At 70.7% G+C, this 26,554-nt stretch carries 28 protein-coding genes and 1 pseudogene; 18 read left to right on the forward strand and 11 right to left on the reverse strand.

The window, feature by feature from the left end:
* Positions 1-4 precede the first annotated feature (4 nt).
* The 7 genes from OHN19_RS04130 (at position 5) to OHN19_RS04160 (ending at position 4,947) form a co-directional block, all read left to right on the forward strand.
* Positions 5-238 (forward strand): hypothetical protein, encoded by a 234-nt coding sequence (locus OHN19_RS04130; protein WP_330262800.1) that lies wholly within the window; start codon positions 5-7, stop codon positions 236-238.
* Between the two features lie 24 nt (positions 239-262).
* Entirely contained in the window at positions 263-625 is a 363-nt protein-coding gene (locus OHN19_RS04135; protein WP_330262801.1) for a hypothetical protein, read from the forward strand.
* A gap of 312 nt (positions 626-937) precedes the next feature.
* The gene (locus OHN19_RS04140; RefSeq protein ID WP_330262802.1) at positions 938-1,351 is read left to right on the forward strand and encodes an SDR family oxidoreductase; all 414 of its coding nucleotides are present in this window, start codon (positions 938-940) and stop codon (positions 1,349-1,351) included.
* Complete coding sequence (locus OHN19_RS04145; RefSeq protein WP_330262803.1) at positions 1,317-1,445, forward strand: SDR family oxidoreductase; 129 nt, start codon at positions 1,317-1,319, stop codon at positions 1,443-1,445. Before OHN19_RS04140 ends, OHN19_RS04145 begins: the two co-directional genes overlap by 35 nt.
* 151 nt (positions 1,446-1,596) lie before the next feature.
* Positions 1,597-2,271, forward strand: coding sequence for an SDR family NAD(P)-dependent oxidoreductase (locus tag OHN19_RS04150; RefSeq protein ID WP_330262804.1), 675 nt, complete (start codon positions 1,597-1,599; stop codon positions 2,269-2,271).
* 173 nt (positions 2,272-2,444) lie between these two features.
* Entirely contained in the window at positions 2,445-3,932 is a 1,488-nt protein-coding gene (locus OHN19_RS04155; protein WP_330262805.1) for an aldehyde dehydrogenase, read from the forward strand.
* Between the two features lie 196 nt (positions 3,933-4,128).
* Entirely contained in the window at positions 4,129-4,947 is an 819-nt protein-coding gene (locus OHN19_RS04160; RefSeq protein WP_330262806.1) for a LysR family transcriptional regulator, read from the forward strand.
* 45 nt (positions 4,948-4,992) lie between these two features.
* Here the strand turns inward: OHN19_RS04160 and OHN19_RS04165 are convergent, their stop codons facing one another.
* Positions 4,993-5,934: an NADP-dependent oxidoreductase gene (locus OHN19_RS04165; protein WP_330262807.1), complete on the reverse strand. Its 942-nt coding sequence runs from the start codon at positions 5,932-5,934 to the stop codon at positions 4,993-4,995.
* Between the two features lie 143 nt (positions 5,935-6,077).
* On the opposite strand from OHN19_RS04165, the gene OHN19_RS04170 reads away from it, so the two are divergent.
* Entirely contained in the window at positions 6,078-6,980 is a 903-nt protein-coding gene (locus tag OHN19_RS04170) for a helix-turn-helix transcriptional regulator (protein ID WP_330262808.1), read from the forward strand.
* Positions 6,981-7,272: 292 nt separating this feature from the next.
* On the opposite strand, the gene OHN19_RS04175 is transcribed toward OHN19_RS04170, so the two are convergent.
* The 4 genes and pseudogenes from OHN19_RS04175 to OHN19_RS04190 all read right to left on the reverse strand — a co-directional run bounded on the left by OHN19_RS04175 (position 7,273) and on the right by OHN19_RS04190 (position 9,377).
* Positions 7,273-7,644 (reverse strand): DoxX family protein, encoded by a 372-nt coding sequence (locus OHN19_RS04175; RefSeq protein WP_330262809.1) that lies wholly within the window; start codon positions 7,642-7,644, stop codon positions 7,273-7,275.
* Between the two features lie 85 nt (positions 7,645-7,729).
* Positions 7,730-8,197: a hypothetical protein gene (locus tag OHN19_RS04180; RefSeq protein WP_330262810.1), complete on the reverse strand. Its 468-nt coding sequence runs from the start codon at positions 8,195-8,197 to the stop codon at positions 7,730-7,732.
* A 73-nt stretch (positions 8,198-8,270) separates the two neighbouring features.
* A pseudogene (locus tag OHN19_RS04185) lies at positions 8,271-8,411 on the reverse strand (SDR family NAD(P)-dependent oxidoreductase); the annotation flags it as partial.
* 27 nt (positions 8,412-8,438) lie between these two features.
* Positions 8,439-9,377, reverse strand: a complete 939-nt coding sequence (locus OHN19_RS04190; protein ID WP_330262811.1) for an NADP-dependent oxidoreductase — start codon at positions 9,375-9,377, stop codon at positions 8,439-8,441.
* Between the two features lie 103 nt (positions 9,378-9,480).
* On the opposite strand from OHN19_RS04190, the gene OHN19_RS04195 reads away from it, so the two are divergent.
* A complete protein-coding gene (locus OHN19_RS04195; RefSeq protein ID WP_330262812.1) occupies positions 9,481-10,182 on the forward strand; it encodes a helix-turn-helix domain-containing protein in 702 nt (233 codons plus the stop codon).
* A gap of 63 nt (positions 10,183-10,245) precedes the next feature.
* Here OHN19_RS04195 and OHN19_RS04200 read toward each other — a convergent pair whose 3' ends face one another.
* Entirely contained in the window at positions 10,246-10,893 is a 648-nt protein-coding gene (locus OHN19_RS04200; protein ID WP_330262813.1) for a response regulator transcription factor, read from the reverse strand.
* A complete protein-coding gene (locus tag OHN19_RS04205) occupies positions 10,890-12,113 on the reverse strand; it encodes a sensor histidine kinase (protein ID WP_330262814.1) in 1,224 nt (407 codons plus the stop codon). Before OHN19_RS04205 ends, OHN19_RS04200 begins: the two co-directional genes overlap by 4 nt.
* Positions 12,114-12,290: 177 nt before the next feature.
* Here OHN19_RS04205 and lgt point away from each other — a divergent pair, with 177 nt between their 5' ends.
* Positions 12,291-13,148, forward strand: coding sequence for a prolipoprotein diacylglyceryl transferase (gene lgt, locus OHN19_RS04210; protein ID WP_330262815.1), 858 nt, complete (start codon positions 12,291-12,293; stop codon positions 13,146-13,148).
* Positions 13,149-13,365: 217 nt separating this feature from the next.
* Here the strand turns inward: lgt and OHN19_RS04215 are convergent, their stop codons facing one another.
* The 4 genes from OHN19_RS04215 to OHN19_RS04230 all read right to left on the reverse strand — a co-directional run bounded on the left by OHN19_RS04215 (position 13,366) and on the right by OHN19_RS04230 (position 17,929).
* Positions 13,366-14,067, reverse strand: coding sequence for a FadR/GntR family transcriptional regulator (locus tag OHN19_RS04215; RefSeq protein ID WP_330262816.1), 702 nt, complete (start codon positions 14,065-14,067; stop codon positions 13,366-13,368).
* A gap of 89 nt (positions 14,068-14,156) precedes the next feature.
* Positions 14,157-15,200 carry an ABC transporter permease gene (locus tag OHN19_RS04220; RefSeq protein ID WP_330262817.1) on the reverse strand — a complete coding sequence of 348 codons (1,044 nt, stop codon included), beginning with the start codon at positions 15,198-15,200 and terminating at the stop codon, positions 14,157-14,159.
* 2 nt (positions 15,201-15,202) lie between these two features.
* Entirely contained in the window at positions 15,203-16,774 is a 1,572-nt protein-coding gene (locus OHN19_RS04225; RefSeq protein ID WP_330262818.1) for a sugar ABC transporter ATP-binding protein, read from the reverse strand.
* A 105-nt stretch (positions 16,775-16,879) separates the two neighbouring features.
* On the reverse strand, positions 16,880-17,929 hold the full coding sequence (locus OHN19_RS04230) for a sugar ABC transporter substrate-binding protein (RefSeq protein WP_330262819.1): 1,050 nt from the start codon (positions 17,927-17,929) through the stop codon (positions 16,880-16,882).
* A gap of 789 nt (positions 17,930-18,718) precedes the next feature.
* On the opposite strand from OHN19_RS04230, the gene OHN19_RS04235 reads away from it, so the two are divergent.
* The 8 genes from OHN19_RS04235 to OHN19_RS04270 all read left to right on the forward strand — a co-directional run bounded on the left by OHN19_RS04235 (position 18,719) and on the right by OHN19_RS04270 (position 26,513).
* Positions 18,719-19,570: a fumarylacetoacetate hydrolase family protein gene (locus OHN19_RS04235; RefSeq protein WP_330262820.1), complete on the forward strand. Its 852-nt coding sequence runs from the start codon at positions 18,719-18,721 to the stop codon at positions 19,568-19,570.
* A gap of 11 nt (positions 19,571-19,581) precedes the next feature.
* Entirely contained in the window at positions 19,582-20,919 is a 1,338-nt protein-coding gene (locus OHN19_RS04240; protein ID WP_330262821.1) for an L-fuconate dehydratase, read from the forward strand.
* Entirely contained in the window at positions 20,916-21,674 is a 759-nt protein-coding gene (locus tag OHN19_RS04245) for an SDR family oxidoreductase (RefSeq protein ID WP_330262822.1), read from the forward strand. Before OHN19_RS04240 ends, OHN19_RS04245 begins: the two co-directional genes overlap by 4 nt.
* On the forward strand, positions 21,671-22,681 hold the full coding sequence (locus OHN19_RS04250) for an aldo/keto reductase (RefSeq protein ID WP_330262823.1): 1,011 nt from the start codon (positions 21,671-21,673) through the stop codon (positions 22,679-22,681). The genes OHN19_RS04245 and OHN19_RS04250 overlap by 4 nt, the downstream gene beginning before the upstream one ends.
* A gap of 64 nt (positions 22,682-22,745) precedes the next feature.
* The gene (locus tag OHN19_RS04255; RefSeq protein ID WP_330262824.1) at positions 22,746-23,654 is read left to right on the forward strand and encodes an amidohydrolase family protein; all 909 of its coding nucleotides are present in this window, start codon (positions 22,746-22,748) and stop codon (positions 23,652-23,654) included.
* Complete coding sequence (locus OHN19_RS04260; RefSeq protein ID WP_330262825.1) at positions 23,645-24,385, forward strand: (Fe-S)-binding protein; 741 nt, start codon at positions 23,645-23,647, stop codon at positions 24,383-24,385. The genes OHN19_RS04255 and OHN19_RS04260 overlap by 10 nt, the downstream gene beginning before the upstream one ends.
* Complete coding sequence (locus OHN19_RS04265) at positions 24,382-25,881, forward strand: LutB/LldF family L-lactate oxidation iron-sulfur protein (protein ID WP_330262826.1); 1,500 nt, start codon at positions 24,382-24,384, stop codon at positions 25,879-25,881. The genes OHN19_RS04260 and OHN19_RS04265 overlap by 4 nt, the downstream gene beginning before the upstream one ends.
* Positions 25,878-26,513: a lactate utilization protein C gene (locus tag OHN19_RS04270; protein WP_330262827.1), complete on the forward strand. Its 636-nt coding sequence runs from the start codon at positions 25,878-25,880 to the stop codon at positions 26,511-26,513. Before OHN19_RS04265 ends, OHN19_RS04270 begins: the two co-directional genes overlap by 4 nt.
* Positions 26,514-26,554 lie beyond the last annotated feature (41 nt).

Here is a 26,554-nt window from a genome sequence, read left to right on the forward strand (position 1 = left end):
ACCCATGGGATTCGGGGGTGCGGAACTGGCAGTCGTACCGCTGGACGCAGAACGGGCGAAGGACGCGGCCGCCACCGGCGCGAAGGCCGCCAACCTGGCCCGGGCCGCCCTGGCGGGGCTTCCCGTGCTGCCGGGGTTCGTGCTGGTGCGCGCCGACCGGGCACCGGGAGCGCCCGCTGACCACCCCGCCGCTCACGGCTCCCTTGAACAGCCGCCCGGCCGTACCCGCGGCCCGTAGCGGCCGCAAGGCACTCGGCTCGCGGTGGCCGTCGGTGGCCTGCTCCTGGTGCCCGTGCTGTGGTCCGCCCTGGCGGACACGACCCAGACCCGGGCCGAGCAGCCGCCGGACGCGGTGAGCACGACCATGGTCTTCCGCGTCGAGACGCACGGTGACGGGAGCAAGGGGGCCGTCCGGCTCGCCGCGCGGGATCTGGGGGAGACCTGCCGCCGCTCCACCGCGGCCACCAACGACAACGCCACGCTGAACCGGATGGACGACGGCGTGTACACCGGCGTCATCCGTCCCGCCTTGCCGTCGCACGACGTGACGCGCCTGCGTGGCTGCCTCCAGGAAGCCAACACGAACCGCACGAGCGCCGTCGTCCTGGGAGAGGGGCAGGCCTAGGTCCGGAACTGAGCATCTGCCAGAAGGCATCGGTGAGCGGGCGGTTGCGGGTGCGGACGGCGTTCGGTTTGACGACGTAGCGGTGACCATCGAACGCCTCGGAACCTCGCGTGACCGATACGCTCCGGGTACCGCTGCGATATCGAAGGCGTCATTGTTCTCGCTGGTCAGCAGTGTTGGACTCGGAGTCATGAAGAGGCTCAGCAACAAGGTCGCGGTCATCACCGGCGGCAGTTCGGGGCACGGTGTCGTACAGCCGGTCGAGATCCGCGGGATTCGACGCATCGCCTGGGCGACGGCCGCCGGATCGACGTGCTGGTCGCGAATGCCGGGACCTCCGCGTTCGCCAAGCTCGAAGACGTCACCGACGACGACCTCGAACGTGTCTTCAACACCAACGTCAAGGGCACGCTGGACACCGTCAAGAAGGCCCTGGCGCTGCTCACCGACGGCGCCTCGATCGTGCTGGTCGGTTCGGTGTCCGGGAGCACCGGACCGGAGGGCTTCAGCGTCTACAGCGCGTCCAAGGCCGCGGTCCGTTCGTTCGCCCGGAGCTGGGCAAACGAACTCAAGGGGCGGAGGATCCGGGTCAACGTGCTGGCGCCGGGCACCGCGGACACTCCTGGGATCGGGTGCGGTCGACGAGGCCACCAAGCGCGCGTTCGTGGAGAACCTCTCGTCGAAGGTCCCAGTGGGCCGATGGGGACAGCCGGAAGAACAGGCTGACGCGATCCTGTTCCTCGCATCGGAGCAGAGCAGCTACATCACGGGCTTCGAGCTGGTCGTCGATGGCGGCGCAACCCAGCTGGGCCCGTTCTAGCCGGCGGCTCCGGTGCAGGCTTATCAAGCGGTACGCCTTATCCGTTTCTAGTGGTACGGTGACAGTGAACCGGATAGGTCTTTCCGGATCTCGATTCGGATAGGCCTATCCAAATGCCTTTCACTTTTCCCCACCCTTAGGACGGATCACTGTGACCAGCCTCGCCATCATCGGAGCCGGCCCCCAGCTGGGCCTGGCCATCGCCCGCACCTTCGGCTCGCAGGGCTACGACGTCGCCCTGATCTCCCGTAACCGCGGCAACCTCGACGCTCTCGTCGCCAAGCTCACCGGTGAGGGCATCACCGCCGCCGCCTTCCCCGCGGACGTCCTCGACCGCGACGCGCTCACCCGGGCCCTCAAGGACGCCGCCGCTCAGTTCGGCGGCATCGACGTCCTGGAGTACTCCCCCGTCGCCGCGCTGACCACGACCCTGGTCACCCCCACCGCGACCGAGCCCGCCCACGTTCAGCACGAGATCGAGTTCCAGCTCTACGGAGCCATCGCCGCCACCAAGACCGTGCTGCCTGCGATGCGGGAAGCCGGCGCGGGCACGCTGCTCTACACCACCGGCGCGGGCTCCATCGACCCCGTGCCGCAGGTCGGCAACGTGAACGCCGCCGCCGCGGCCCTGCGCAACTGGGTGATCAACCTCCACAAGGAACTGGACGGCACCGGCGTCCAGGCCGCTCACGTCGGCATCGACGTCTCGATCGGCACCCCGGCCGTCCCCGGCTTCCCGACGGCCCAGCCCGAGGAGATCTCCCCCGTCTACTGGGACCTGCACACCACCAAGCGCGACCAGGCCGAACTCGTCTTCAGCCTCTGAGACCGCCCTGGGCCCCCGCTACTCCCCCGGAGCCCGATCGCGCCACCGCCCTTCCCCCCTGCCTGGCCCTGCTGGACCCAGGTAACAGCGGACCTTCCTCGCAGCTCACCGGTGGACGAACGTCGGATCCGCGCCTTCCACTCGGGACGCGCGGAGAGGAAGAGGAGTTGTCCATGTCGCTTCAGGATCAGTCAGCCCCCGTGATCGAGCGGGATCTGTTCATCGGCAACGAATGGCGTCCGAGCGCGGACGGTCGCTCGCAGTCGCTGGTCAACCCGGCGACGGAGGAGGAGTTCGGCAGCGTCGCGCTGGCGTCGAGTGCCGACGTGGACGCCGCGGTGCGGGCCGCGCGGACCGCGTTCGACGAGGGGCCCTGGCCCCGGCTGTCCGTGAAGGAACGAGCCGACTACATGCTCGCGCTCGCCGACGAGATCGAGCGGCACGCGGACGCCATCACCGAGGTGGTGACGGCCGAGACCGGGCTGGTCCTCGGCGCCGCCCGCGGCAACCCGCTGGCCTTCGCCGGCCTGCTGCGCTACTACGCGAGCCTCGCCGACTCGACCGAACTCCACGAGGTCCGCACCGGCCTGACCGGCGCCACCGCACACATCGAGAAGCGGCCCGTCGGTGTCGTAGCAGCGATCGTGCCATGGAACGCGCCGCTCGGTCTCGCCGCGTTCAAGCTTCCGCCGGCGCTCCTGGCCGGCTGCACGATCATCATGAAGCCGTCCGACTTCTCACCGCTGAGCGCCGGCTATGTCGCGGACGCCGCACTCAAGGTCGGCCTGCCGGCGGGTGTGATCAACGTGCTCACCGCCGGTCCCGAGCAGAGCCAGCAGCTCGTCAGCCACCCGGGTGTGGACAAGGTGACGTTCACCGGTTCGACGGGCGTGGGGCGCGCGATCGCCGCGGCCGCGGCGCCCACGTTGAAGCAGGTCACGCTCGAACTCGGCGGCAAGTCCCCGGCGGTGATCCTGCCGGACGCGGATCTCGACCGGATCGTCCACACGCTGACGATCAACGTCTGCAACAACAACGGCGCAGTCTGCACGAACCCGAGTCGGCTGATCGTTCCGGAGAGCCGCAAGGACGAGATCGTCGGCGCCCTGGCCGCGTCGTTCGCGCGTGTCACGGTCGGGGATCCGACCGACCCGGACGTGACGGTCGGGCCAATGATCAACAAGGCCCACTACGAGAAGGTCCTCGGGTTCTTCGAGACGGCCCGTCAGGAAGGCGCGACGTTCGCCGTCGGCGGTGACCGCGCGCCGGGCTTCGGCAAGGGCTACTACGTGCTGCCGACCATCATCACGGACGTGACGCCCGACTCCCGGATCGCCCAGGAGGAGATCTTCGGCCCCGTGACCGCGGTGCTCACCTACCGCGACGAGGACGAGGACGAGGCGATCAGGCTGGCCAACCACACCGAGTTCGGGCTCAACGCCGCCGTCTTCAGCAGCGACGAACAGCACGCGCTCGAGGTCGCCCGCAGGATCCACAGCGGTACGGTCTCGATCAACAACGGCATCACCATCGATCTCGGGGTGCCGTTCGGCGGCGTCAAGCAGTCGGGCTACGGCCGCGAACTCGGCCCCGAGGGGCTGGACGCGTTCTACAACACGCACGCGATCTTCCTCGACGGCGAGCCGGTCGTGACGCTCTAGCTGCCCGAACAGCACATCTAGCGCCGTGCGGACCGCCCCGGTCCGACGCCGCGGAGACGGGCCCTGCCGTTGACCGGCGGCTGCGCTCAACACGCCCTGCTGCCCACCCAGTCGGACAGGCCGCGGAGTTCACTGACTACGTATCCGGCGAGGTGCGTTGCGGGGGCGCGCCTCACGCCTGCGGAAACTGCCCTCCGTGTTCAAGGCCGGCGCGGAACGGCTCGGGATCGCGCAGCCGCCGCTGTCGAGGGCGATCGGCAGGCTGGAACGCCGCATGAGCGTTCAACTGTTTGAGCGCACCAGCCGTCGTGTCGGTCTCACGGCGGCCGGCGCGGTGTTCCTGGCCGAGTGCCGGAAGGTACTGACCGCGGTGGACACGGCGGTGTCGCGCGCACAACGCAGCGGCCGCCCGAACCGACTGACGGTGGCCGCGCTGCGGGGTACGGGGTCCGGGCTGCCGGCGGGAGTGCTCCGCTCCTACCGCCGCCGGCCCGGTGCTGCCGACGTCGACGTCGTGTTCGCCCGGGACCAGGTCGACTTCGTGCGCAACGGTTCGGCGGACTTCGCGTTGACATGCGGTCACGAGGGCCTGGAGGGAGTGGAGTTCACCGAACTCGCCCAGGAGCGGACCGTCGCCTTGCTGCCGGTGGATCATTTCCGCGCAGCGAAATCGGCCATTTCCTCTGCCGATCTCGCGTCGGAGGGGATTTTCCGGCCGGACTGGCCGGAGGGCACGCGCGACGAGATCATCGACCAGGTCGCGATGGGCGCATTGTTGGTGATGGTGGGGGCGAGCGCGACCGACCGGATCGGGACCGCCGTCGTGGCGGTTCCGGTGACGGATGTTCCATTGACGCAATTGGTGCTGACCTGGGGGCCGGGCATCCCGGCTGCGACACGGGACGCATTCGTGCGTACGGCCAAGAACGTGACGGCCAAGCACGTGTCCGCGGCGGGGAGCTCCGAGGACAGCGCCCGTCGAACCGTACGAACCACACGGTGGCGGCCTCGGTGACGACCACCGTGCGCCCCTCGAACCGCCACCGTGACAGGGCTGGTGTCAGCCGTGGTCGGGGACCAGGACGATCCGGCCCCGCAGCCCGCCCTCGGCGAGGGCCCGGTGGGCGTCGGCGATCCGCTCCAGCGGATAGGTCTTCGCCACCCGCAGACTGATCAGACCCGCGCCCGCGTAGGCCGCCAGCTTGGCCAGGCGCCCGGCGTCGGTGTGCCAGGCCATGTTGATCATCCGCACTTCGCGGCGCGCCATGGGCGCGGAGTTGAGCAGCGACACGAACGCACCACCGTGCCGTACGGCGTCCGCCGCCCCGGCGGCCAGGTTGGCCGCGTCGACCGCGCCGTGCACACCGCCCGGTACCAGTCGGCGCACCGTGGGCACCAGGTCGTCCTCGCGTGAGACGAAATGCTGCGCACCGGCTTCCAATACGAGCTTCTCGTCGGCCGGTCCGCCCTGGGCGATCACGTTCAGCCCCCGCAGCCGCGCGAGCTCCACCGTGAAGAGCCCCACCCCGCCGGCGGCGCCCGACACCAGCAGCCACTGCCCCGGTTCCACAGCCAGCGCGTCCAGCGCCTGGTCGGCGGTGGTCGCGTTCAGGCCGACCGTGGCCAGGTGCACCAGGTCGATTCCATCTGGCGCGGGGGCCAGTTCCCAGTCCTCGAGTACGACGTACTCGGCCTGAGTGCCGAACGGCCGGTCCAGTCGCTCCTGCGTGCCGAGCACGGGGTCGCCGACGGCGAACCGGGTGACACCCGCGCCCACCACGGCGACCGTGCCGGTCACATCCGTGCCGAGGCCGAACTGCGGGCGCGCCGCGGTGGCGCCGTACTGAACGTTGAGCCCCGTCCGCACCATGACGTCGGCGAAGTTGACCGTGGCGGCGACCACCTTGACCAGTACTTCTCCGGGCCCCGGTTCGGGCGTCGCCACCTCGACGACCTCGATCGCCTCGGGACCGCCGGACTCTCGGACTACTGCTGCACGCATCTGTCCCGTCTTCCTCTCCGCGCATCCCCGTGTGGGGGCGCGGGTTCGACGTTCGTCCAGCGGTGAGCTGCGAGGAAGGTCCGTTCCTACCTGGGTCCAGCAGGGCCAGGCACGGGTGCCGGCTGCGGCGTACCGTCGATGGCGTGGAGACGACCATCGGTGAGTTCCTGCGCACCCGACGCGAGCGCATCACTCCTGAGCAGGCGGGGCTGCCCCCCAGTCTCACGCGGCGACGGGTGCCGGGGCTGCGACGCGAGGAGGTCGCCCTGCTCGCCGGAGTCAGCCCGGACTACTACCAGCGCCTGGAGCAGGGACGTACCCCGCAGGTCTCCGACCAGGTGCTCGACGCCGTAGCACAGGCGCTCTCCCTGTCGGACGTGGAGACCGAGCACCTGCGCAACCTGGCCCGCCCGCGACGAGCCGGTACCGAGGCGAGAACCACGCAGCGGGCATCGGGAGCGGTGCCCGACGAGCCGCTGGTCCGGCTGCTGGAAGCCATGGGGGACGCGCCCGCAATGCTGCTCGGCGCCCACCTCGACATCCTCGCGGCCAACGCCGCGGCCGACGCCGTGTTCGACGTGAGCGGCATGCCGCAGCCCCGCAACGCGGCACGACTGCTCTTCCTGCACCCGGAGGCCCGCTCCCGGTACGCGAACTGGGAGTCGATGGCCGCGGAGACGGTCGCCCAGTTGCGCCTGCTGACCGGCCGCCGGCCCGACGACGCCAAGCTGGCCGCGCTGGTCGGTGAGCTGGCCATCCGCAGCGAGCCGTTCCGGCGGCTGTGGGCGACCGGCGACGTACGGGAGAAGCGGCTGGGCGTCACCCGGATCGTGCACCCGGTGGTCGGCACGCTCGAGTTCGACTACCACATGCTGACCGTGCCCGCCCGCCCCGATCGCTCACTGATCACCTACCTGCCGCAGCCCGGCTCACCAACGGCTGAGGCCCTCAAGATGCTGCTGAGCTGGGTCGCCGACCAGACCGGTCTCGAACTCCCCACCGCAACAGCGGAGCCCGAGGGAGACGCCAGCTCGACGACCGCCTGAGCGTCCTTGCAGAACCAGGTGGGGAGCGACCGCAGCATGGCGCTGCTCACTACGACTTCGTCGTCAGCTCGGCGTGGATCTGCGGAAGCACCTTCGTGCCGAGGAGTTCGATGCCGCGCAGGAAGTCGCGCTGGGGCATGCCGCCGACGTCCATCGAGCTTGGTGGGAGTGCGGGCCAGAGCGGTGACCTGGTGGTCGCCGTCCAGGAGCTACTGGACGACCAAGCGGCCGATGGCGCCGCTCGCCCCGAGGACGGTGACACGCATGAGAGACGGTTCCTCGCGAGGGGGGGTCAGAAGCTGTAGGGGCCGAAGCGCCCCCACGCCACCAGGGCGGCAAGGACGAGCAGCACGGCGTTGAAGGCGATCGCGCCGGGTTCCTTGCGGCGGACGTGGGTGATCGCGGCGAGCACCATCACCACGACCAGGCCGGTCGCAGCCAGCGGGGTCAGTACGGGGGCTATGTCGGTGGCCGCCGGCAGGATCAGCCCCAGCGCCGCGGCGAACTCCACGACGCCGATGAGGCGGACGGTGTTCTGGGAGAAGTCGGCCGTCCAGGGCAGCTGGCCGGCCAGCTTCTCCTTGGGCTGGGTGGACTTCATGACGCCGGCCATGGCGAACATGGCGGCCAGCAGGGCCTGGACGATCCACAAGAAGACGCTCACGTACGGATTCCTCGCAAGAGCAGGGGACGGGGGTGGGGAGGGAGCGGGTGACCACCAGGGACCGCTCCCGGGAGGGGCCGACGGGTCAGGCGTTGAAGACGGCCTCGGAACGGTCGCGGCTTTCGTGCAGGTCCCAGTACAGGGGGGCGATCTCCTCGGCCGAGGCCGTCGGGAAGCCTTCCGGGCCTCCGTCGCCGATCCAGACGTTGATGGCCACATGGGCGGCGTACACCCCGCTGCCGGCCAGCTCCTTGTGCAGGTTGACGACCCAGTTGCGCAGCGCCGCCCCGGCCGCGTTGACGTTGCCGAGCATCGGCACCGGGTCGACGGATCCGCCGCCGGAGGTGAACAGCAGGGTCCCGGCACCGGCCTCCCGCATCGCGGGCAGGACCGCCCGAGCCGCCGCGACGGCGCCGTAGAGGAGGTACTCGAGCTGCGGCTGCAGATTGTCCACCGTGACCTCGGTGGGGGTGGCGAGGACATGACCGGGCACCGGGGTGTGCGGGGCCGGTGAGTACTCCAGTACGTCGATGCCGCCGAAGCGGGCTTTCACGGCGTCCAGGTGCGTCGGTCAGGGAGGGCCGGTCGAGGACGTCGGCCGGGAACGCCTCGGCGGTGATGCCTTCCTGGCCGAGCTGGTCGACGAGCGCCTGGAGGTTCTCCTTGCTGCGGGAGATCAGGGCGACGTCGAAGCCGCGGCTGCCGAAGGTGCGGGCGATGGCCAGGCCCATGCCGGGGCCGGCGCCGATGACGGCGATGGTGGGCATGCCGAACTCTCTTTCGCTGGAGGTGTGTCAGGAGCAGGAGACGGTGATCTTGCCCGGGGTGCCGGAGCTGAAGGCGGCGAACGCCTCCGTGGCCCGCTCCAGCGGGAAGGTGGCCGTGACCGGCACCCGCAGCGCACCCGAGACGACCTGCTCGGCCAGCGAAGTCAGGGTCGTCGGACCGGGGGCGGCCATGATCGTGTGGACGGTGACGTCGTGCCCCTTGACGTCGTCCTGGCCGAGACCGGTGGCGGATGCGAGCTGTCCGCCCGGCCGCAGCAGACCCGCCAGCGCCGCGCCGTCACCCGCCAGGTGCAGCACCACGTCCACACCCTCCGGGGCGATCGCACGGACCTGCGCCTCAAGGTCACCGGTGAAGTCGACCACGTGCACGTCCGCGTCGGTGAGGCCGGTGACGAAGTCGGTCTGCGTGCCGGGGCGGGCGGTCGCGATCACCTTCGCACCCCGGGCGGCGGCGAGCTGCACCGCCAGCGAACCCACCCCACCGCCGGCCCCGGAGATCAGCACCGTCTGACCCTCGGCCAGGCCCACCGTGTCCAGGCTCACCACGGCAGTGGCCCCCGCCACGGCCAGCGCGCCCGCGTCCCCCACCGCCAGGCCCTCGGGGATGCGGGCCACTCCGTCTCCGGCGGCCACGGTGACGTACTGGGCCAGCGAGCCGGCGCCCAGGAACGGCTTCAGCACCACACCGAAGACCGCGTCACCGACCGCGAAGCCGTCCACGCCCTCACCGAGCGCCTCGACGGTGCCCGCGAAATCCTGACCGAGGACCAGCGGGTACCGGTGCTCCATGAACGCCTGCGTGTAACCGGCGGCGGTGGCGATGTCGATGCCGTTCAGCGAGGCGGCGGCCACCTTGACCAGCAGTTCCCCGGCCTGCGGACGAGGGGTGTCCACCTCGGTCACTGCCGGGGTGGACGGGACGGATTCGAGCGTGAGAGCACGCATGACAACACCCTTTCCAAAGCAAGTGGGACGGGCGGCCCACTTTCATCGCAGCCCACCGTACAGCAGAAACGGCCCGCCCATTCCACTTGGGTAGAGTGGGGGGATGACCTCGCCACCTGCCGACCAGACGCTGTCCCCGCAGACCGGCCGGGGGCTGCGCGCCGACGCCGAACGCAACCGCTGCCGCATCCTGGCCGCCGCCCGCCACCTCTTCGCCACCGAGGGACTCGGCGTCTCCATGGCCTCGGTCGCCCGCGAGGCAGGGGTCGGCAAGGCCACGCTCGGCCGGCGCTTCGCCAACCGGGACGAGCTGGTGAACGCGGTCTTCGCCGACCGCATGGACGCCTACGTCGACGCCGTCACCGAGGCACTCGCCGACCCCGACCCGTGGCGCGGCTTCACCGGCTACCTCCACGCCGTCTGCGCCATGCAGGCCGCCGACCGCGGCTTCGCCGACGTCCTGGCCATGACCTTCCCCGCCGCGAAGGCGTTGGAGGCCCGCCGCGCCGAGGCGTACAACCGGATGCTCGAGCTCATCACCCGCGCCAAGGACACCGGGCACCTGCGCGAGGACTTCACCCACCAGGACGTCGTCATCCTGCTCATCGCCAACGCGGGAGTCGTCACCGCCACGGGCGAAGCCGCCCCCGACACCTGGCGCCGCCTCGTCGGCCACATGATCCGCTCCTTCGCGACGCCCGACGCACCGATCCCTCCCCTGCCCGAAGCACCGGCGCCCACCGCTCTCTACCGCGCCATGGTCCGCCTCTCACACGCCGCCCAGGACTCCGACGTCGAGCCGTGACACGCGCTCGAGGTCTCTCTCCCACCGGACTGCCCCCAGGCCCCCGTGCCCTCGGCAAGGCCTTCAGTCCATGCGGATGATTCCCCTGCCCAGGGCGGCGGTGACGGCGGCGGTCCGGTCGCGGACGTCGAGCTTGGCGTAGATGTGCAGAAGGTGGGTCTTGACCGTGGCCTCGGACAGGCGCAGGGCGCGGGCGATCTGTTTGTTGCTCTGCCCCCGGGCCACGGCGGACAGGACTTCGAGCTCCCTGCCGGACAAGCCGGCGCCCCGGTCGCCGCGCATAAGGGCGAGGACCTTGGAAGCCACTGTGGGCGACAGTGCCGCGCCTCCCCGAGCCGCGGTCCGAACGGCCTCGCAGAGCGCGTGTCGTCCGGTGTCCTTGAGCAGGTAGCCGACCGCGCCGGCGTCGACGGCGGCGGTGATGTCGGCGTCCGTGCCGTAGGTGGTCAGGACGAGCACCCGCACCTCGGGGTGGGCGGCACGGATGGCGGCGGTCGCGGTCGTGCCGTCCATTTCGGGCATCTGCAGGTCCATCAGCACGACGTCGGGTGCGAGTGAGGCGGTCTGGCGCAGTGCCTCGGCGCCGGTGGCTGCTTCGCCGACGACCGTGAGATCGGGCTGGGTGGAGAGCATGGCGGCAAGCCCGTCCCGGACCACGGGGTGGTCGTCGGCGAGGAGGACTCGGATCGTGGGACCGGCCGACGTCCTCATGACGCCGGGGCCATCCGCTCGGTGCCCGACACGGCTGAGGGGTCGGAGGCGGAAGGCTCGACCGGGAGGGGCACCGTGACGGTGACGGTCGTACCCTCGCCCGGGGAGCTTTCGACCGCGAACGTGCCGTGCACAGCGGCAATGCGCTCCCGCATGGTGATCAGGCCGACGCCCGTATGCCGGGCAGCGGGTGCGAACCCGGTGCCGTCGTCCTGGACGTCGATGGCCAGGACGTCGCCGAGGTACGACAGCGTAACCGAGACGCTCATCGCGCGGGCGTGCCGCCGGGCGTTGGTCAGTGACTCCTGCACGACCCGCAGCAACTCGCCCTCGGTACTGGGAGGCAGGGCGGCCGGGCGGCCCGTCACCACCGTGTAAACCTCGGTGCCGGTCTCCTCCGCGAGGCGGGTGGTGAGTTCACGGACCGCCTCGGCCAGGTGCGTGCGGTCCAGTGGCGCCGGGCGGAGGGCGTGCACGAGGCGGCGGCTCTCCGCGAGGTTGTCCCGGGCCGTGCGCATGGCCTGCTCGACGCGGCGGGCCGCGGGGGAGCCGGGTGGCAGGTCGTCGCGTGCGGCGTCCAGCAGCATGGCGATGGAGGCGAACCCCTGGGTGAGTGTGTCGTGGACCTCACGGGCCAGGCGCTGGCGTTCGGCCAGGGTGCCCGCCTGGCGTTCCGCTGCCGCGCGTTCGGCCTGGGTCGCGGTGAGCTCGTCGAGGAGCCGTTGCCGCTTGTGACTCTCGTGGTCGAGGGTCGCGACGTAGCAGGTGATCGTGACCGCCACGGCGGTGCCGAGTACGCATCCCGTGAGTGCCCGTACGTCGACGGCGCCGTCCGTGGTCAGGCTCTGCCACGACCAGGCGGCGCCCAGCACCAGCACCCCGCCGGCCGACCACCAGGCCCACCGCAGCAAGTACGGGCTCAGCACCGCCATGGCGACCGGGAGGAACGCGGGGTCCACCACGGCCATGACCGCCCACCCCGACAAGGCCCCGACGAGGTAAAGCAGCGGCGGGCGGTCGGCGCCACCGCGCAGCGCGATCCAGTACGCGTACCAGAGGGCCAGCCCCGCTGCCGGGGCGATCCGCGACAGCGCGGCGCCGGTCGTCATGTTCGCCCCGGCCAGCGCACCCGGCAGGGACAGGGCGAGCACGGTGACGAAGAAGGCGTGCTGCCCCATGCTCTTCCACCGCTGCCGGTCCCACGCCTGTTGCAGTGCCATGGCCCACAGAGTAGGTGCAGCCACGTAGCGGCAGAATCAGCCGACCGGTGGGGCGGGTTCACCGATCGGTGGACGAAGGACGCGTCGATCGGTCGATGTGCGGGAGGGGGCCGGGCGGCGACGATCAGCCGCGCAGCCGACGGCCGGCTGTTCCACCGCCCCCGTGAGGAACTACCCGTGACCCTGGCCTTCATTCCCAGCCCGTCCGTCAGTGAGGTCCACCTGGGGCCGCTGCCGCTGCGCGGTTACTCACTGATGCTGATCCTCGGCATCGCCGCCGCCGTGTGGCTGGGTGGCCGTCGATGGGCCGCACGCGGCGGAGAGAGGACCGTCGTGACGGACGTCGCTCTGTGGGCGGTCCCCTTCGGCGTGGTCGGCGCCCGCCTCTACCACGTGATCACCTCCAGCGAGCCGTACTTCGGCAGGGGTGGTGATCCGGTCAGGGCCCTGTTCATCTGGGACGGCGGCATCGGTATCTGGGGCGCCGTCGCCGGTGGTGCCGTCGGAGCCTTGATCGGCTGCCGTCGTAGCGGCGTTCCGCTGTCCGCGTACGCCGACGCCGTCGCTCCCGGCATCGCACTGGGGCAGGCCATCGGCCGCTGGGGCAACTGGTTCAACCAGGAACTCTACGGGCGGGCCACCGCACTCCCCTGGGCCCTGGAGATCGACCCCGCGCACCGGCCTGAGGACACCCCGAACCTGACCACGTATCACCCGGCGTTCCTGTACGAGTCGTTGTGGTGTCTCGGTGTCGTCACGCTGGTCCTGTGGGCGGATCGCCGTTTCCGTCTCGACCGGGGGCGGGCGTTCGCGCTGTACGCCGCCGCGTACGCCGCAGGTCGCTTCTGGATCGAGTACCTGCGGGTGGACGAGGCCCACCACATCCTCGGCCTGCGCCTGAACGACTGGACCGCGCTGCTGGTCCTCGCCGTTGCCGTCCACTACCTCGTGGCCACGACGCGGCGCGCGGCCGGCAGCCGGGACGGCGACCGGCTCTCTCAACACATGCATGCCACCAGCAGCCCCAAGAACTGACCAGGTCCCTCGGGTGTGTCCATCGCCTTCCTGCCGTCCTCTCTGGTGAACGCGTTGATCGCCGTGCTGGGAGTGCTGGGAGGATCCGTCGGGTGGGCCCTCGTCCGCAGGTTCTCCCCCGATCCCGATCGGCTGCTCCGCCGACTCGCCCCGTCGGTCGTCGTGTTGTCTTGCGGGGAAGCGAAATCCCTCGGACCACGAGTCCCGGGGAGAGCCGTCAGCCGTCGATCTGGTGGAGGGTGTCGTCGGTGCAGCTTGTCGCCAGCCACTGCTCGACGGCGGTGATGTGAACCGTCGCGGCGGAGACCGCGAGCAGCGCGTCGCGTGCCTCGAGCGCGCGGAGGATCGCCTCGTGATCCTGGTGGGCGCTGTCCAGCGCGTCACGGGTGCGGCTGCCCCGGACGATGCGTACCCGCTGGGTGCGGGTGGAGAGCACCTCCAGGAGCATGGAGAGGACCGGGTTGCCGACGGCTTCGACGATGCGCAGGTGGAAGGCGATGTCGTGGGCGACGAAGTCCTCGACGGTTGCGGCGGAGCGGCAGCGGTCGAGGAGGTCGCGGAGTTCCTTGAGGTCGTGCGGTTGCAGCATGGCTGCGGCCAGTCCGGTCGCCTGGGGTTCGAGCAGCCTGCGGACCTGGAGCAACTGCAGGGCGGCACGCCCCTGGGAGACGTCCGCCGCGAAGGACAGCGTTTCGAGGAGGAGGTGGGGCTCCAGGCTCGAGACGTAGGTGCCGTCGCCCTGTCGGCTGACCAGTATCCGCATGGCGGTCAGGGCCCGCACCGCTTCGCGCAGCGAGTTGCGGGAGAGGCCCAGCTGTTGCGCGAGGACATCCTCCTTGGGCAGGCGGGAGCCGGGCGCGAGTTCACCGGCGACGATCATCGCCTTGATCTTGTCCATCGCCTCGTCCGTCAGTGCCACGAGGTGCCTCTCTGTGGGGGGTGAGCAGGGACCTGGCGGCTCCGCCCAGCTCTCGTCCGGACGAGGAGCGGATCCGCCAGGAGTCGCCGTTACTCCTGCTTCTCTCCGGAGGCGAAGCGGGAGATGATCAGGGCGACGATGATGATCGCACCGTTGAGGAACTGGTTCCACAGGGGCGGTACGCCCGCCAGGGTCATGACGTTGATGACCAGCTGGAGGGTGAGGACACCGGTGAGGGCGCCGAACACGGACCCCTTGCCCCCGTTGAGGCTGACCCCGCCGATGACGGTCGCGGCGAAGACCTGGAAGATCCAGCCGCTGCCCTGGGTGGCGGAGATGGAACCGTAGTGACCGGTGTAGAGGATGCCGGCGAACGCGGCGAGCAGGCTGCCGAGGATCAGCACCACCCAGACGATCCGGTCGACGCGGATGCCCGCGGTGCGGGCCGCCTCGGCGTTGCCGCCGATCGCGTACAGCGCGCGGCCGTGCCGCAGCCACGCCAGCGCGCTGCCGCCGATCGCGAAGAGCACCGCGCAGACCCAGATGGCGGCCGGGACGCCCAGCCACGACGCCTTGCCCAGGTACGTGAACGAGGACGGCAGCTCCACGATGGACTGGCCCTCGGAGAGGGCGACCTGGAGTCCGCGCAGCATGGTCAGGGCGCCGAGGGTGACGATGAATCCGTTGAGGCGCAGTTTGAGGATGAGGAAGCCGTTGACAGCGCCGATCGCCGCGCCGACCAGCAGGCAGAGCGGGACCGCCGTCCACTCGGGAAACAGCCCCAGACCCGTGAACCGCCCGCCGCTGGACGGCAGTACGAGCCACACGGCGATGACCGGGGCCACGCCGATGGTCGACTCCAGGGACAGGTCCATCCGTCCGCAGATGAGGATGAAGGTGGTCGCGAGGACGAGCAGGCTCAGCTCGGTGGACTGCTGGGCGACGCCGATGAGGTTGTCGGCGGTGAGGAAGGCCGGCGAGACGATGAACCCGATCACCATCAGGACGAGGATGGCCGGGACCAGGGACAGTTCACGGAAGCGGCCGAGGTCGACCCGGCGGCGGGCGGTGTCCGCTGCGGCCGGCTCCGCCGCACTCGCTGCGGGCTCGGTGAGATCTGTGGTGGCGGACATGACTACCTTCCGTGCTCGTCGGTGCCGGATACGGCGGATGCGAGGGGGGTGCCGACGCCCTCCATGGCGGCGACGACCTGTTCGTCCTTCCAGCCACGGTCGAACTCGGCGACCACCTGGCCGTGGAACATGACGACGACCCGGTCACACACTTTGAGGTCGTCCAGTTCGTCGGAGACGATCAGTGCGGCCTTGCCGGCGTCGGCTACCTGCCGGATCCTGCCGAGCAGGAACTCCTTGGACTTGACGTCGACGCCGTTGGTGGGGCGGATGGCCACCAGGACGTGGGGGTCGGTGGCCAGGGCGCGGGCGACGACGACCTTCTGCTGGTTGCCGCCGGAGAGGGCGGAGACCGGGGTGGCGGCGCCCGGGGTCTTGATGTCCAGGTCCTGGATCATGCGCTGGGCGAAGGCCCTGGTCCGGGCGGGCAGGACCGTGCCCCACGGGCCGAGCTGGTCGGTGACGGTCAGGGTGGCGTTCTCCGCCACGCTGCGGTTGTTGACCAGTCCCTGGAGGTGGCGGTCCTCGGGGACCAGACCGACTCCGGCGGCCAGGGCGGACGGCACACTGCCGGTGCGCACGCTCGCGCCGCCGACCGAGATGCTGCCGTCCTGGGCCCGGTGCAGACCGGCGACGGCCTCGCCCACCTGGACGTTGCCGCTGGCCGCGGCACCCGCGAGCCCGATCACCTCGCCCGCGCGGACCGAGAGGGACAGCTCCGCACAGGCACCGGGAAGCGTCAGGCCGCTGATCTCCAGCACCTTCGCGGAGCCGGCCCGTGTTGCCGGGGACCCGCTCTCACCGACCGCGACGACTGCGGCGGACTCTCCGGTCATGGCCTCCACCAGCGCCTGGTGACCGAGCTCGGCCACGGGCGCGGTCAGGATGTGGGTCGCGTCGCGGTAGACGGTGACCGTGCTGCAGAGGTCGTACACCTCTTGCAGGTGGTGGGAGATGAAGAGGAAGGCGACGCCCTGGTCCTGCAGATCGCGCAGCTTGCCGAAGAGGCGGCCGATGCCGCGGGCATCCAGCTTGGCGGTCGGTTCGTCGAGGATGATGAAGCGGGCGCCGAAGGACAGCGCCCTGGCGATCTCCACGAACTGCCGCTGTTCGACGGTGAGGTCCTTCGCGCGTGCTGCGGGGTCGACGGCCACGCCGTACTCACCGAGCAACTCCTCCGCGCGCAGCCGCAGTTGCTTCCAGCGGATGGGCTGCACCGCGCCGGCGCTCTGCCGGTTCAGAAAGAGGTTCTCCGCGACGGTCAGGTCACCGATGATCGTGGAGCGCTGGTAGACACAGGCGACGCGGGAACGCCAGGCGTCGATGTCGCCGAAGGCGGGCGCGGGTTCGCCCGAGAAGCGCAGGGTCCCGGTGTCGGGCTGCTGGAGACCGGTGAGGATGGACACGAGCGTCGACTTGCCGGCGCCGTTGCGGCCGACCAGGGCGTGCGACTCACCCGAGGCGATGCTGATACGTGCGTCGCGCAGGGCGACGGTCGCGCCGAACCGTTTGCTGATGCCGGTCGCCTCGGCCACCGGGGCCGGATGCCCGGGACCGGTCGCGGTATCCGCCATGGTGGATTCCGTCCTTTGACGTCGGATGCTGGGAGCGGGGAAGGGCGCGGTGGGGACGGAGGCAAGGGCCAGTCCCTCCCCACCGCGGGCGTGAGCTGCCGGTGATCAGCCGACGTTGTTGCCCCACAGGGCCTTGTCGTCCACGTTGTCCTTGGTCACCAGCGGGGCGGGCAGCTGGTCCTCCAGGCCGTTCGGGATCTGGACGATGGTGGAGTCGTGGTCGGTCTTGCCCGGCTTGAAGGTCTTGCCGTCGGCCGCGGCCTGGGCGTAGTACAGCGCGTACTTGGCGTAGAGGTCGGCGGGCTGGGAGATCGTGGCGTCGATCTGGCCCTTGCGGATGGCGTCGAACTCCTGCGGAATGCCGTCGTTGGAGATGATCGCGATGTGGCCCTTCTGGCCCGCCGGCTTGAGCAGCTTCTTCTGCTCGAGCAGGGCCAGGGTCGGCTGCAGGAAGACACCGCCGGCCTGCATGTAGATGCCGTTCAGGTCCGGGTGCTGGGCCAGCAGCGACTGGAGCTTGGCGGAGGCCACGTCGCCCTTCCAGTCGGTCGGCAGCTCGAACACCTTGATCTTGGGGAACTTCGCCTTCATGCAGGCCGCGAAGGCCTCGGAGCGGTCGCGGCCGTTGATCGAGTCCAGGGCGCCCTGGAGCTCCGCGATCTTGCCCTCGCCGTTCAGCTGCTTGCCGAGGTACTCGCAGGCCTTGGTGCCGTACGCCTTGTTGTCGGCGCGGACGACCATGTAGACGTCGCCCTTGTCGGGCCGGGTGTCGACGCTCACGACCGGGATCTTCTTCGACGCGAGGGTGTCGAGGGTGGAGGCGATGGCCCCGGTGTCCTGGGGCGCCATGACGACGGCCTTGGCCCCGGTGTTCTCGAACACCTGCACGTTCGCGACCAGCTTGGTGACGTCGTTCTGCGAGTTGCTCAGCGGCAGCGCATTGATGCCGTCGGACTTGATGTCCTTCTTCACGTACTCGGCGTAGGAGTTCCAGAAGTCGGAGTCCGAGCGCGGCAGGTCGATGCCGATGGCCGGAGCGGCACTGCTCACGCCGGCCGAGTCGGAACTGTCGCGGTTGCACGCGGTGACGAGCGTCATCGCCGCCAGGACGGCGAGGACGCCTGCGGCGGTGGAGCGGGGGCGAGCGAGCTTCATGACCGTGTTCTCTCTTCAGGCAGGGCGGGGAGCCGCCGGGCGAGGGTGAAGGGGGCGTATTCGCCTGCGGGGGAAGGACGAGGCCGCCGGCCCGACAGATTGCGGATCCGGCACAGGGGTGTGCGGACCACATCAGACAGGGGCGTGAGGGAGGGGCAGCCAGACGGACGTGGAGGCCGAACGACCGCACGGCGCACCGGCGTTCACCGGCACATGCAAGCCATTCCTCCGATGTATATCGGACGTCGAGGACGTTACGACGGCATTGCCGACGTTGACAAGAGTCCACTGCCGCAGATTTCTGTGACATCGGCCCGAGGGGCGCCACGGGTCCGCGCGCGCCCCTTGGATCGCCGCCCGAAACCTCTTCTCACCTGGGTCTACATGGACATCGGGGGGTTCGTGGCACCAAGCGACAACAGCTCACAATTCGGCAACGACGCCACCGCTGACCCCTCCGTGAGGGCCGGACCGGAGGCGCTCAAAGGGGTGTTCACCCCCGCGGAGCCAGGAGATCCGCCCTGTCCGACCTGCTCTCAGCAGGGAGGACGAGCGCGTGAGTGCTCCCTGGATTCATCGGGTGAGCAAATCGAACTCTGTCTCCATACACCTACAAAACCACCTATAGCACCCAAGCGTGAGAGCTACAGCCGCCAGTCCTGACGAAATACATCCGAGGTTTCCTTTGTCAGTGGACCCTTCTACGTTTACAGTCACCCTGCCGCCATTCCTCCGATGACTGCGGTCCCTCACCCCCTCACGAATCACCCATGGCAAGGGAGTTGCCCAGTGAAACTGCTACGAGTCGGCGCGCCCGGCGAGGAGCGGCCCGCCGTCCGGACCGACGACGGCCGACTGCTGGATCTGTCCTCCGTGGCCTCCGACATCGACGGCACCTTCCTTGCCGGAGACGGCGTCGACCGGGCCCGTGCGGCGGTGGAGGCGGCCGAGCTGCCCGAACTGGACGCGGAGGGTCTGCGGGTCGGCGCGCCTGTCGCCCGTCCCGGCAAGATCGTCTGCGTCGGCCTCAACTACCGCGACCATGCCGCCGAGACCGGAGCGCCGATCCCGCCACGTCCGGTGGTGTTCATGAAGGACCCGGGCACGGTCGTGGGCCCGTACGACGAGGTGCTGATTCCCCGCGGTTCGGTGAAGACGGACTGGGAGGTCGAACTGGCGGTCGTCATCGGCCGCCGCGCCCGCTACCTCGACGGACCGGAAGCCGCCCGCGCGGTGATCGCCGGCTACGCGGTCAGCCACGATGTCTCGGAGCGCGAGTTCCAGCTGGAGTACTCGCCGCAGTGGGACCTGGGCAAGTCCTGCGAGACCTTCAATCCCCTGGGCCCCTGGCTGGTGACCGCCGACGAGGTCGGCGACCCGCAGAACCTCGGACTGCACCTGAGCGTCAACGGCGTGAAGCGGCAGGACGGCCACACCAGCGACATGATCTTCCCGGTCGCCCACATCGTGTCGTACCTGAGCCAGTACATGGTTCTGGAGCCGGGCGACGTGATCAACACCGGTACCCCCGCGGGCGTGGCCCTCGGTCTTCCCAGCACCCCGTATCTGCGTTCCGGCGACACCGTCGAGCTGTCCGTGGACGGACTCGGCGGGCAGCGTCAGACCTTCGGCCAAGCGTGAAAGGCATCCCCGTGACTGCAACCTCCGCCCGGATCACCGCGGTCGAGACCTACGACGTCCGCTTCCCCACCTCACGGGAACTGGACGGCTCGGACGCGATGAACCCGGACCCCGACTACTCCGCCGCCTACGTCGTGCTGCGCACCGACGCCGCCGACGAGCTCGAAGGCCACGGCTTCACCTTCACCATCGGCCGCGGCAACGACGTCCAGGCCGCCGCGATCAACGCACTGCGGCCACACGTGGTGGGGCGTGACGTGGCGGAGCTGTGTGCCGACCCGGGCTCGCTCAGCCGCGACCTGATCGGCGACAGCCAGCTTCGCTGGCTCGGCCCCGAGAAGGGCGTGATGCACATGGCGATCGGCGCCGTCGTGAACGCCGTGTGGGACCTCGCCGCCAAGCGGGAGGGCAAGCCGCTGTGGCAGCTGCTCGCCCACGCCGACCCCGAGTGGCTGGTCTCCCAGGTCGACTTCCGCTACATCGCCGACGCCCTCACCCCGGAGGAGGCCCTGAAGCTGCTGCGCGAGGGGCGGACCGGGCTCGCCGAACGCGAGACGGTCCTGCTGGAGCGCGGCTACCCCGGCTACACGACCTCCCCCGGCTGGCTCGGCTACTCCGACGACAAGCTCACCCGGCTGGCCAAGCAGGCCGTCGCCGACGGGTTCACCCAGATCAAGCTCAAGGTCGGCGCCGACCTCGACGACGACATCCGACGGATGCGCACCGCCCGTGCCGCCGTCGGCGACGGCATCCGCATCGCCATCGACGCCAACCAGCGCTGGAACGTCGACGAGGCGATCGAGTGGACCAACAGCCTCGCCGAGTTCGACCCGTACTGGATCGAGGAGCCCACCAGCCCCGACGACATCCTCGGCCACGCCACGATCCGCAAGGCCGTCGCCCCGGTCAAGGTGGCCACCGGCGAGCACGTCCAGAACCGCATCGTCTTCAAGCAGCTCCTGCAGGCCGGCGCCCTCGACGTCCTCCAGATCGACGCCGCCCGGGTGGGCGGGGTCAACGAGAACCTCGCCATCCTGCTGCTCGCCGCCAAGTTCGGGGTGCCGGTGTGCCCGCACGCCGGCGGGGTCGGACTGTGCGAACTCGTCCAGCACCTCTCGATGTTCGACTACCTGGCCCTGTCCGGCACCACCGAGAACCGGGTCATCGAGTACGTCGACCATCTCCACCAGCACTTCACCACGCCTGTCGTGATGCGGGACGGCCACTACACCGCGCCGCTTGCCCCCGGCTTCTCCGCCACCATGCGCGAGGAGTCCATCGCCGCGTACCGCTACCCGGACGGGGCGTTCTGGGCGGCCGACCGCGCCGGACAGGAGGGTGCGGCATGACCGGTCTGTCAGGTCTCAGAGCCGTCGTCACCGGAGGTGCCGCCGGGATCGGGCTCGCCACGGCCCGCGCGCTGGCCGAACAGGGGGCGGCTGTCGTCGTCCTGGACCTCGAACCCGGCGGTGTGCCTAGGCCGTTGCTCGGTCTCAAGGCCGACGTCAGCGACGACACCTCGGTACGCGCCGCCGTCGAGGCCGCGGCCACCGCGATGGGTGGCATCGACATCCTTGTCAACAACGCCGGCATCGGCGCCGCGGGTACCGTCGAGGACAACTCCGACGAGCAGTGGCACCGCGTCCTGGACGTCAACGTCCTCGGCATGGTCCGCACCACCCGGGCCGCCCTCCCCCATCTCCGCAGGTCCGCACACGCCGCCGTCGTCAACACGTGCTCCATCGCGGCCACCGCGGGGCTGCCGCAGCGCGCCCTGTACTCCGCCAGCAAGGGCGCCGTGCTCTCTCTCACCCTGGCCATGGCCGCCGACCACGTCCGCGAGGGCATCCGCGTCAACTGCGTGAACCCCGGCACCGCCGACACCCCGTGGGTGGGCCGGCTGCTGGACGCCGCCGACGACCCGGAGGCGGAGCGTGCCGCGCTCAACGCCCGCCAGCCCATGGGCCGTCTGGTCACCGCCGACGAGGTGGCGGCCGCCATCGTCTACCTCGCCGGTCCCGCCGCGGCGTCCGTCACCGGTACCGCACTGGCGGTGGACGGCGGCATGCAGGGGCTGCGGCTGCGCCCGGCGGACCGGTCGTGAGACCCACTCACCTGGGCGGCAGCGCGGTCGAAGTCACCCCACTCGCGCTCGGCTGCGCCGGCCTGGGCAACCTCTACCAGCCGGTCACCGACGAGGCCGCCCTCGCCACCGTGGCGGCGGCCTGGGACGCCGGCATCCGCACCTTCGACACCGCACCCCACTACGGGCTCGGCCTGTCGGAACGGCGGCTCGGCGCGGCGCTGCGCGACCGCCCCCGGGACACCTACACCGTCTCCACCAAGGTGGGCCGGCTGCTGGTACCCGACCCGGAGGGCGACCGGGGCGACGACCTCGCGAACGGCTTCGCCGTCCCCGCGACCCACCGACGCGTCTGGGACTTCAGCGCCGACGGGGTGTCGCGCTCGCTGGAGGCGAGCCTTGACCGCCTCGGCCTCGACCGGATCGACGTGGCGCTGCTGCACGATCCGGACGACCACGCCGAGCAGGCCCTGCGGGAGGCGTATCCGGCGCTGGAACGCCTGCGCGGCGAAGGCGTGGTCGGGGCCGTCGGCATCGGCATGAACCAGTCCGCCCTGCCCGCCCGCTTCCTGCGCGAGACCGACATCGACGTGGTGCTGCTGGCCGGCCGCTACACCCTCCTGGACCAGGACGGTCTCGCCGAACTGCTGCCGGAGGCCGCCGCCCGCGGCCGGAGCGTGGTCATCGGCGGTGTCTTCAACTCCGGGCTGCTCACCGCGCCGCGGCCCGGCGCCACGTACGACTACGCCCCGGCACCCCAGCCCGTGCTCGACCGCGCGCTGCGCCTGCTGGAGGTCACCGAACGACACGGCGTTCCGCTGCGCGCCGCCGCCCTGCGCTTCCCCTTCGGCCACCCCGCGGTCGTGAGCGTCCTGACCGGCGCCCGCTCCGCCGAGGAGGTACGGGACACCGTCGAGCAGCTGCGCCGCCCGATCCCGGACGCGTTGTGGGACGAGCTGCGCGCCGAGGGGCTGCTCGCCGAGGGCACCCCCGTCCCCGTATCGACGCCGTCGAAGGAGCCGTCATGAGGATCGCCCCGCACACCCCCGGGTGCGAGCGGACGATCCGGCGCGGTGGCGAGGTGCGGCAGCCGTGACCACGCACCGTCCCCGGCCGGGCATCATCGACGCCCACCATCATGTGTGGCAGCTCTCGGTACGCGACCAGGACTGGATCACCGGTCCCGAACTCGCCTCGCTGCGACAGGACTTCACCCTCGACGACCTGGCGCCGGAGGCCCGCGCCGCCGGCGTCTTTGCCACCGTGCTGGTGCAGACGATCACCGTCCCGGAGGAGACCCCGGAGTTCCTGGCCCTCGCCGCGTCCAGCGATCTGGTCGCCGGTGTGGTCGGTTGGACCGATCTCACCGCCCCTGATGTCGCCGACGCTCTCGCGTGGCTGCGCGCGGGCTTCGGTGGTGAGTATCTCGTCGGCATCCGCCATCAGGTGCAGGGAGAGCCGGACCCCCGTTGGCTCGTACGCCCCGAGGTGCTGCGTGGCCTGACCGCGGTCGCCGAGGCGGGACTCGTCTACGACCTGGTGGTGAAGCCCCATCAGCTCAGGGCCGCGGCCGAGGCCGCCGCGCGCCTGCCGGACCTCACGTGCGTCCTGGACCACGCGGGCAAGCCGCCCATCGCCTCCGGTGACCTCGGCCCGTGGGACGAGGAGATCCGATGGTTCGCCGCCCTCCCCAACACCGTCTGCAAACTGTCCGGCCTGGTCACCGAGGCGGACTGGGGCAGATGGACCGTCGAGGACCTCAGGCCGTACACCGACACGGTCCTGGACGCCTTCGGTCCCGACCGCGTGATGTTCGGATCCGACTGGCCGGTCTGCCGACTCGCCGCCTCCTACGACCAAGTGGTCGACACAGCATGGAAGCTGACGGCCTGGCTCACCCCCGCGGAACGCCACGAAGTCTTCACCGGCACCGCCGCACGGACCTACGGCCTGACCGTCACCGGACAGCCGGGCCAACCCCAGGAAGCCCCATGCGCATAGCTCTCTTCATCACCTGTTTCAACGACACCATGTTCCCCCGCACCGGCCAGGCGGTGACCGCACTACTGGAACGCCTCGGCCACACCGTGGAGTTCCCGCAAGGGCAGACCTGCTGCGGCCAGATGCACTTCAACACCGGCTACCGCCCCGAGGCCCTGCCCATGGTGCGCCGGTTCACCGAGGCCTTCGCGGGCTACGACGCCGTCGTCGCCCCCTCCGGGTCGTGCGCCGGCATGGTGCGCGACCACCACCGGACGGTCGCCGCCCAGTACGGGGACACCGCCCTCACCGAGGCGGTCGAGCAGGTGGCGCCCACGGTGTACGAACTGTCGGAACTCCTCGTCGACGTGCTCGGCGTCACCGACGTCGGCGCGTACTTCCCGCACCGCGTCACCTACCACCCCACCTGTCACTCCCTGCGCATGCTGCGCGTCGGCGACCGCCCGCTCAGGCTGCTGCGCGCGGTGAAGGGCATCGACCTCGTCGAACTGCCCGCCGCCGACTCGTGCTGCGGCTTCGGCGGCACCTTCGCGCTCAAGAACGCCGACGTCTCCAACGCCATGCTGGCCGACAAGATGCGCCATGTCCTCGACACCGGCGCCGAGTTCCTGACCGCCGGCGACAACTCCTGTCTCACGCACATCGGCGGCGGCCTGTCCCGGCTCCGCACCGGCGTCGGGACACTGCACCTGGCCGAGATCCTGGCCTCCACGGAAGGGGACTCACGGTGAGCGGTGCCGACAACGTCGTATGGCTGGGCACACCGGCCTTCCCCGAGGCCGCGCGCGAGGCGCTCGCCGACACCCGGCTGCGGGCGAACCTGCGCCGGGCCACCGGCACCATCCGCGACAAGCGCCTCGCGGTCGCCGCCGAACTGGACGACTGGGAGGAGCTGCGGGAGACGGCCGCGACGATCAAGCGCCGCACTCTGCGCCACCTCGACCACCATCTCCTGCGGCTGGAGAAGGCGGTGACCGCCGCGGGCGGAACGGTCCACTGGGCGGCGGACGCAGCCGAGGCCAACCGCATCGTCACCGGCCTGGTGGAGGCGACCGGCGAGAAGGAGGTCGTCAAGGTCAAGTCGATGGCCACGCAGGAGATCGGCCTCAACGAGGCACTCGCCGACGCCGGCATCCGCGCGTACGAGACCGATCTCGCCGAACTCATCGTGCAGTTGGGCGGCGACCGTCCCTCCCACATCCTCGTACCGGCCATCCACCGGGGCCGCTCCGAGATCCGGGAGATCTTCCGGCGGGAGATGGGAGAGTGGGGCAGGCCCGCCCCCGAGACCCTCACCGACGACCCGCGCGACCTCGCCGAAGCGGCCCGGCTCCACCTGCGCGAGAAGTTCCTGCGGGCCAAGGTGGCCGTCTCCGGTGCCAACTTCGCCGCCGCCGACACCGGCACGGTGGTGGTCGTGGAGTCGGAGGGCAACGGGCGGATGTGCCTGACGCTGCCGGAGACACTGATCACCGTCATGGGCATCGAGAAGGTCCTGCCGGCCTTCGCCGACCTGGACGTCTTCCTCCAGCTCCTCCCTCGCTCGTCCACGGGCGAGCGCATGAACCCGTACACCTCCCTCTGGACCGGCGTCACCGAGGGCGACGGCCCCCGGGACTTCCACCTGGTGCTCCTCGACAACGGCCGCACCGCCACCCTCGCCGACGAGGTGGGCCGCCAGGCGCTCAACTGCATCCGCTGCTCGGCCTGCCTGAACGTCTGCCCTGTGTACGAGCGCACCGGCGGCCACGCCTACGGATCCGTCTACCCCGGACCGATCGGAGCCGTCCTGACCCCGCAGCTCGTCGGCGTCGAGAACGCCGCCTCGCTGCCCTTCGCCTCGACCCTGTGCGGAGCCTGCTACGACGCCTGCCCCGTGAAGATCGACATCCCCGAGGTGCTGGCTCATCTGCGCGCCGAGGCTGTGGAGGCGAAGCGCCGGGACCGGCTGTTGCCCACCACCGAGGCGCTGGCCATGAAGGCTGCGGCGGCGGTGCTGTCCTCCCCGAAACGCCTGGCAGCCGCCCAGAGACTCGCAGCCTTCGGAGCCCGCCTGGTGGCCCGCGAGGGCCGGATCGGCTACCTCCCGGGCCCCCTGGCCGGCTGGTCAGCCACCCGGGACGCGCCCGCACCGGCCCGGGAATCGATGCGTGCCTGGTGGCGCCGTACGAGAACGAACCGACGAGACAAAGGCCGTACGACGGCGAAGGGGAAGGAAGCACGATGAGCGGCCGCGAGACAGTCCTCCGCTCGGTGAGGAGGGCGCTGGGAGACGTGCCCGGCTCCGAGAGCCCCGATGACGTACCGGTCCCGCACGGGCGTCGCGTGGACCACGCGGGGCCGGACGTGGTCGGGCTGTTCATCGAACGCGCCGCCGAGTACCGCGCCACGGTGGTCCGTGTGCCGCCGTCCGACGCCCCGGCGGCCGTCGGACGCGCGCTGGCACGCACGGGGGCACGGTCCGTGGTCCTGCCGCCGGGGCTCCCCGAGGACCTCGTCCCCGAGGGGCCCTGGTCGTGGCTGGAGGACGTCCCGCCGCTGACGGTGGACCAGCTCGACGCGGCGGACGCCGTGATCACCACCGTCGCCACCGCCATCGCCGTCACGGGCACCGTGACCCTCGACCACGGCCCCGGCCAGGGCCGCCGGGCCCTGACCCTGCTGCCGGACCAGCACATCTGCGTCGTCCGGGTGAGCCAGATCGCCCCCGACGTACCGGAAGCGCTGAACCTGCTCGATCCGTACCGGCCGCTGACGCTCGTCTCCGGCCCCTCGGCCACCAGCGACATCGAACTGGACCGGGTGGAGGGCGTGCACGGGCCGCGCGTGCTGGACATTGTGGTGATCGAGGACGCGTAGCGGCCGGTGGGCGGACGGACCGAAGCCGGGTCACGGGAGAA

Origin of the sequence: Streptomyces griseorubiginosus (assembly GCF_036345115.1) — a bacterium.
In the GTDB taxonomy this organism is placed as follows: domain Bacteria; phylum Actinomycetota; class Actinomycetes; order Streptomycetales; family Streptomycetaceae; genus Streptomyces; species Streptomyces griseorubiginosus_C.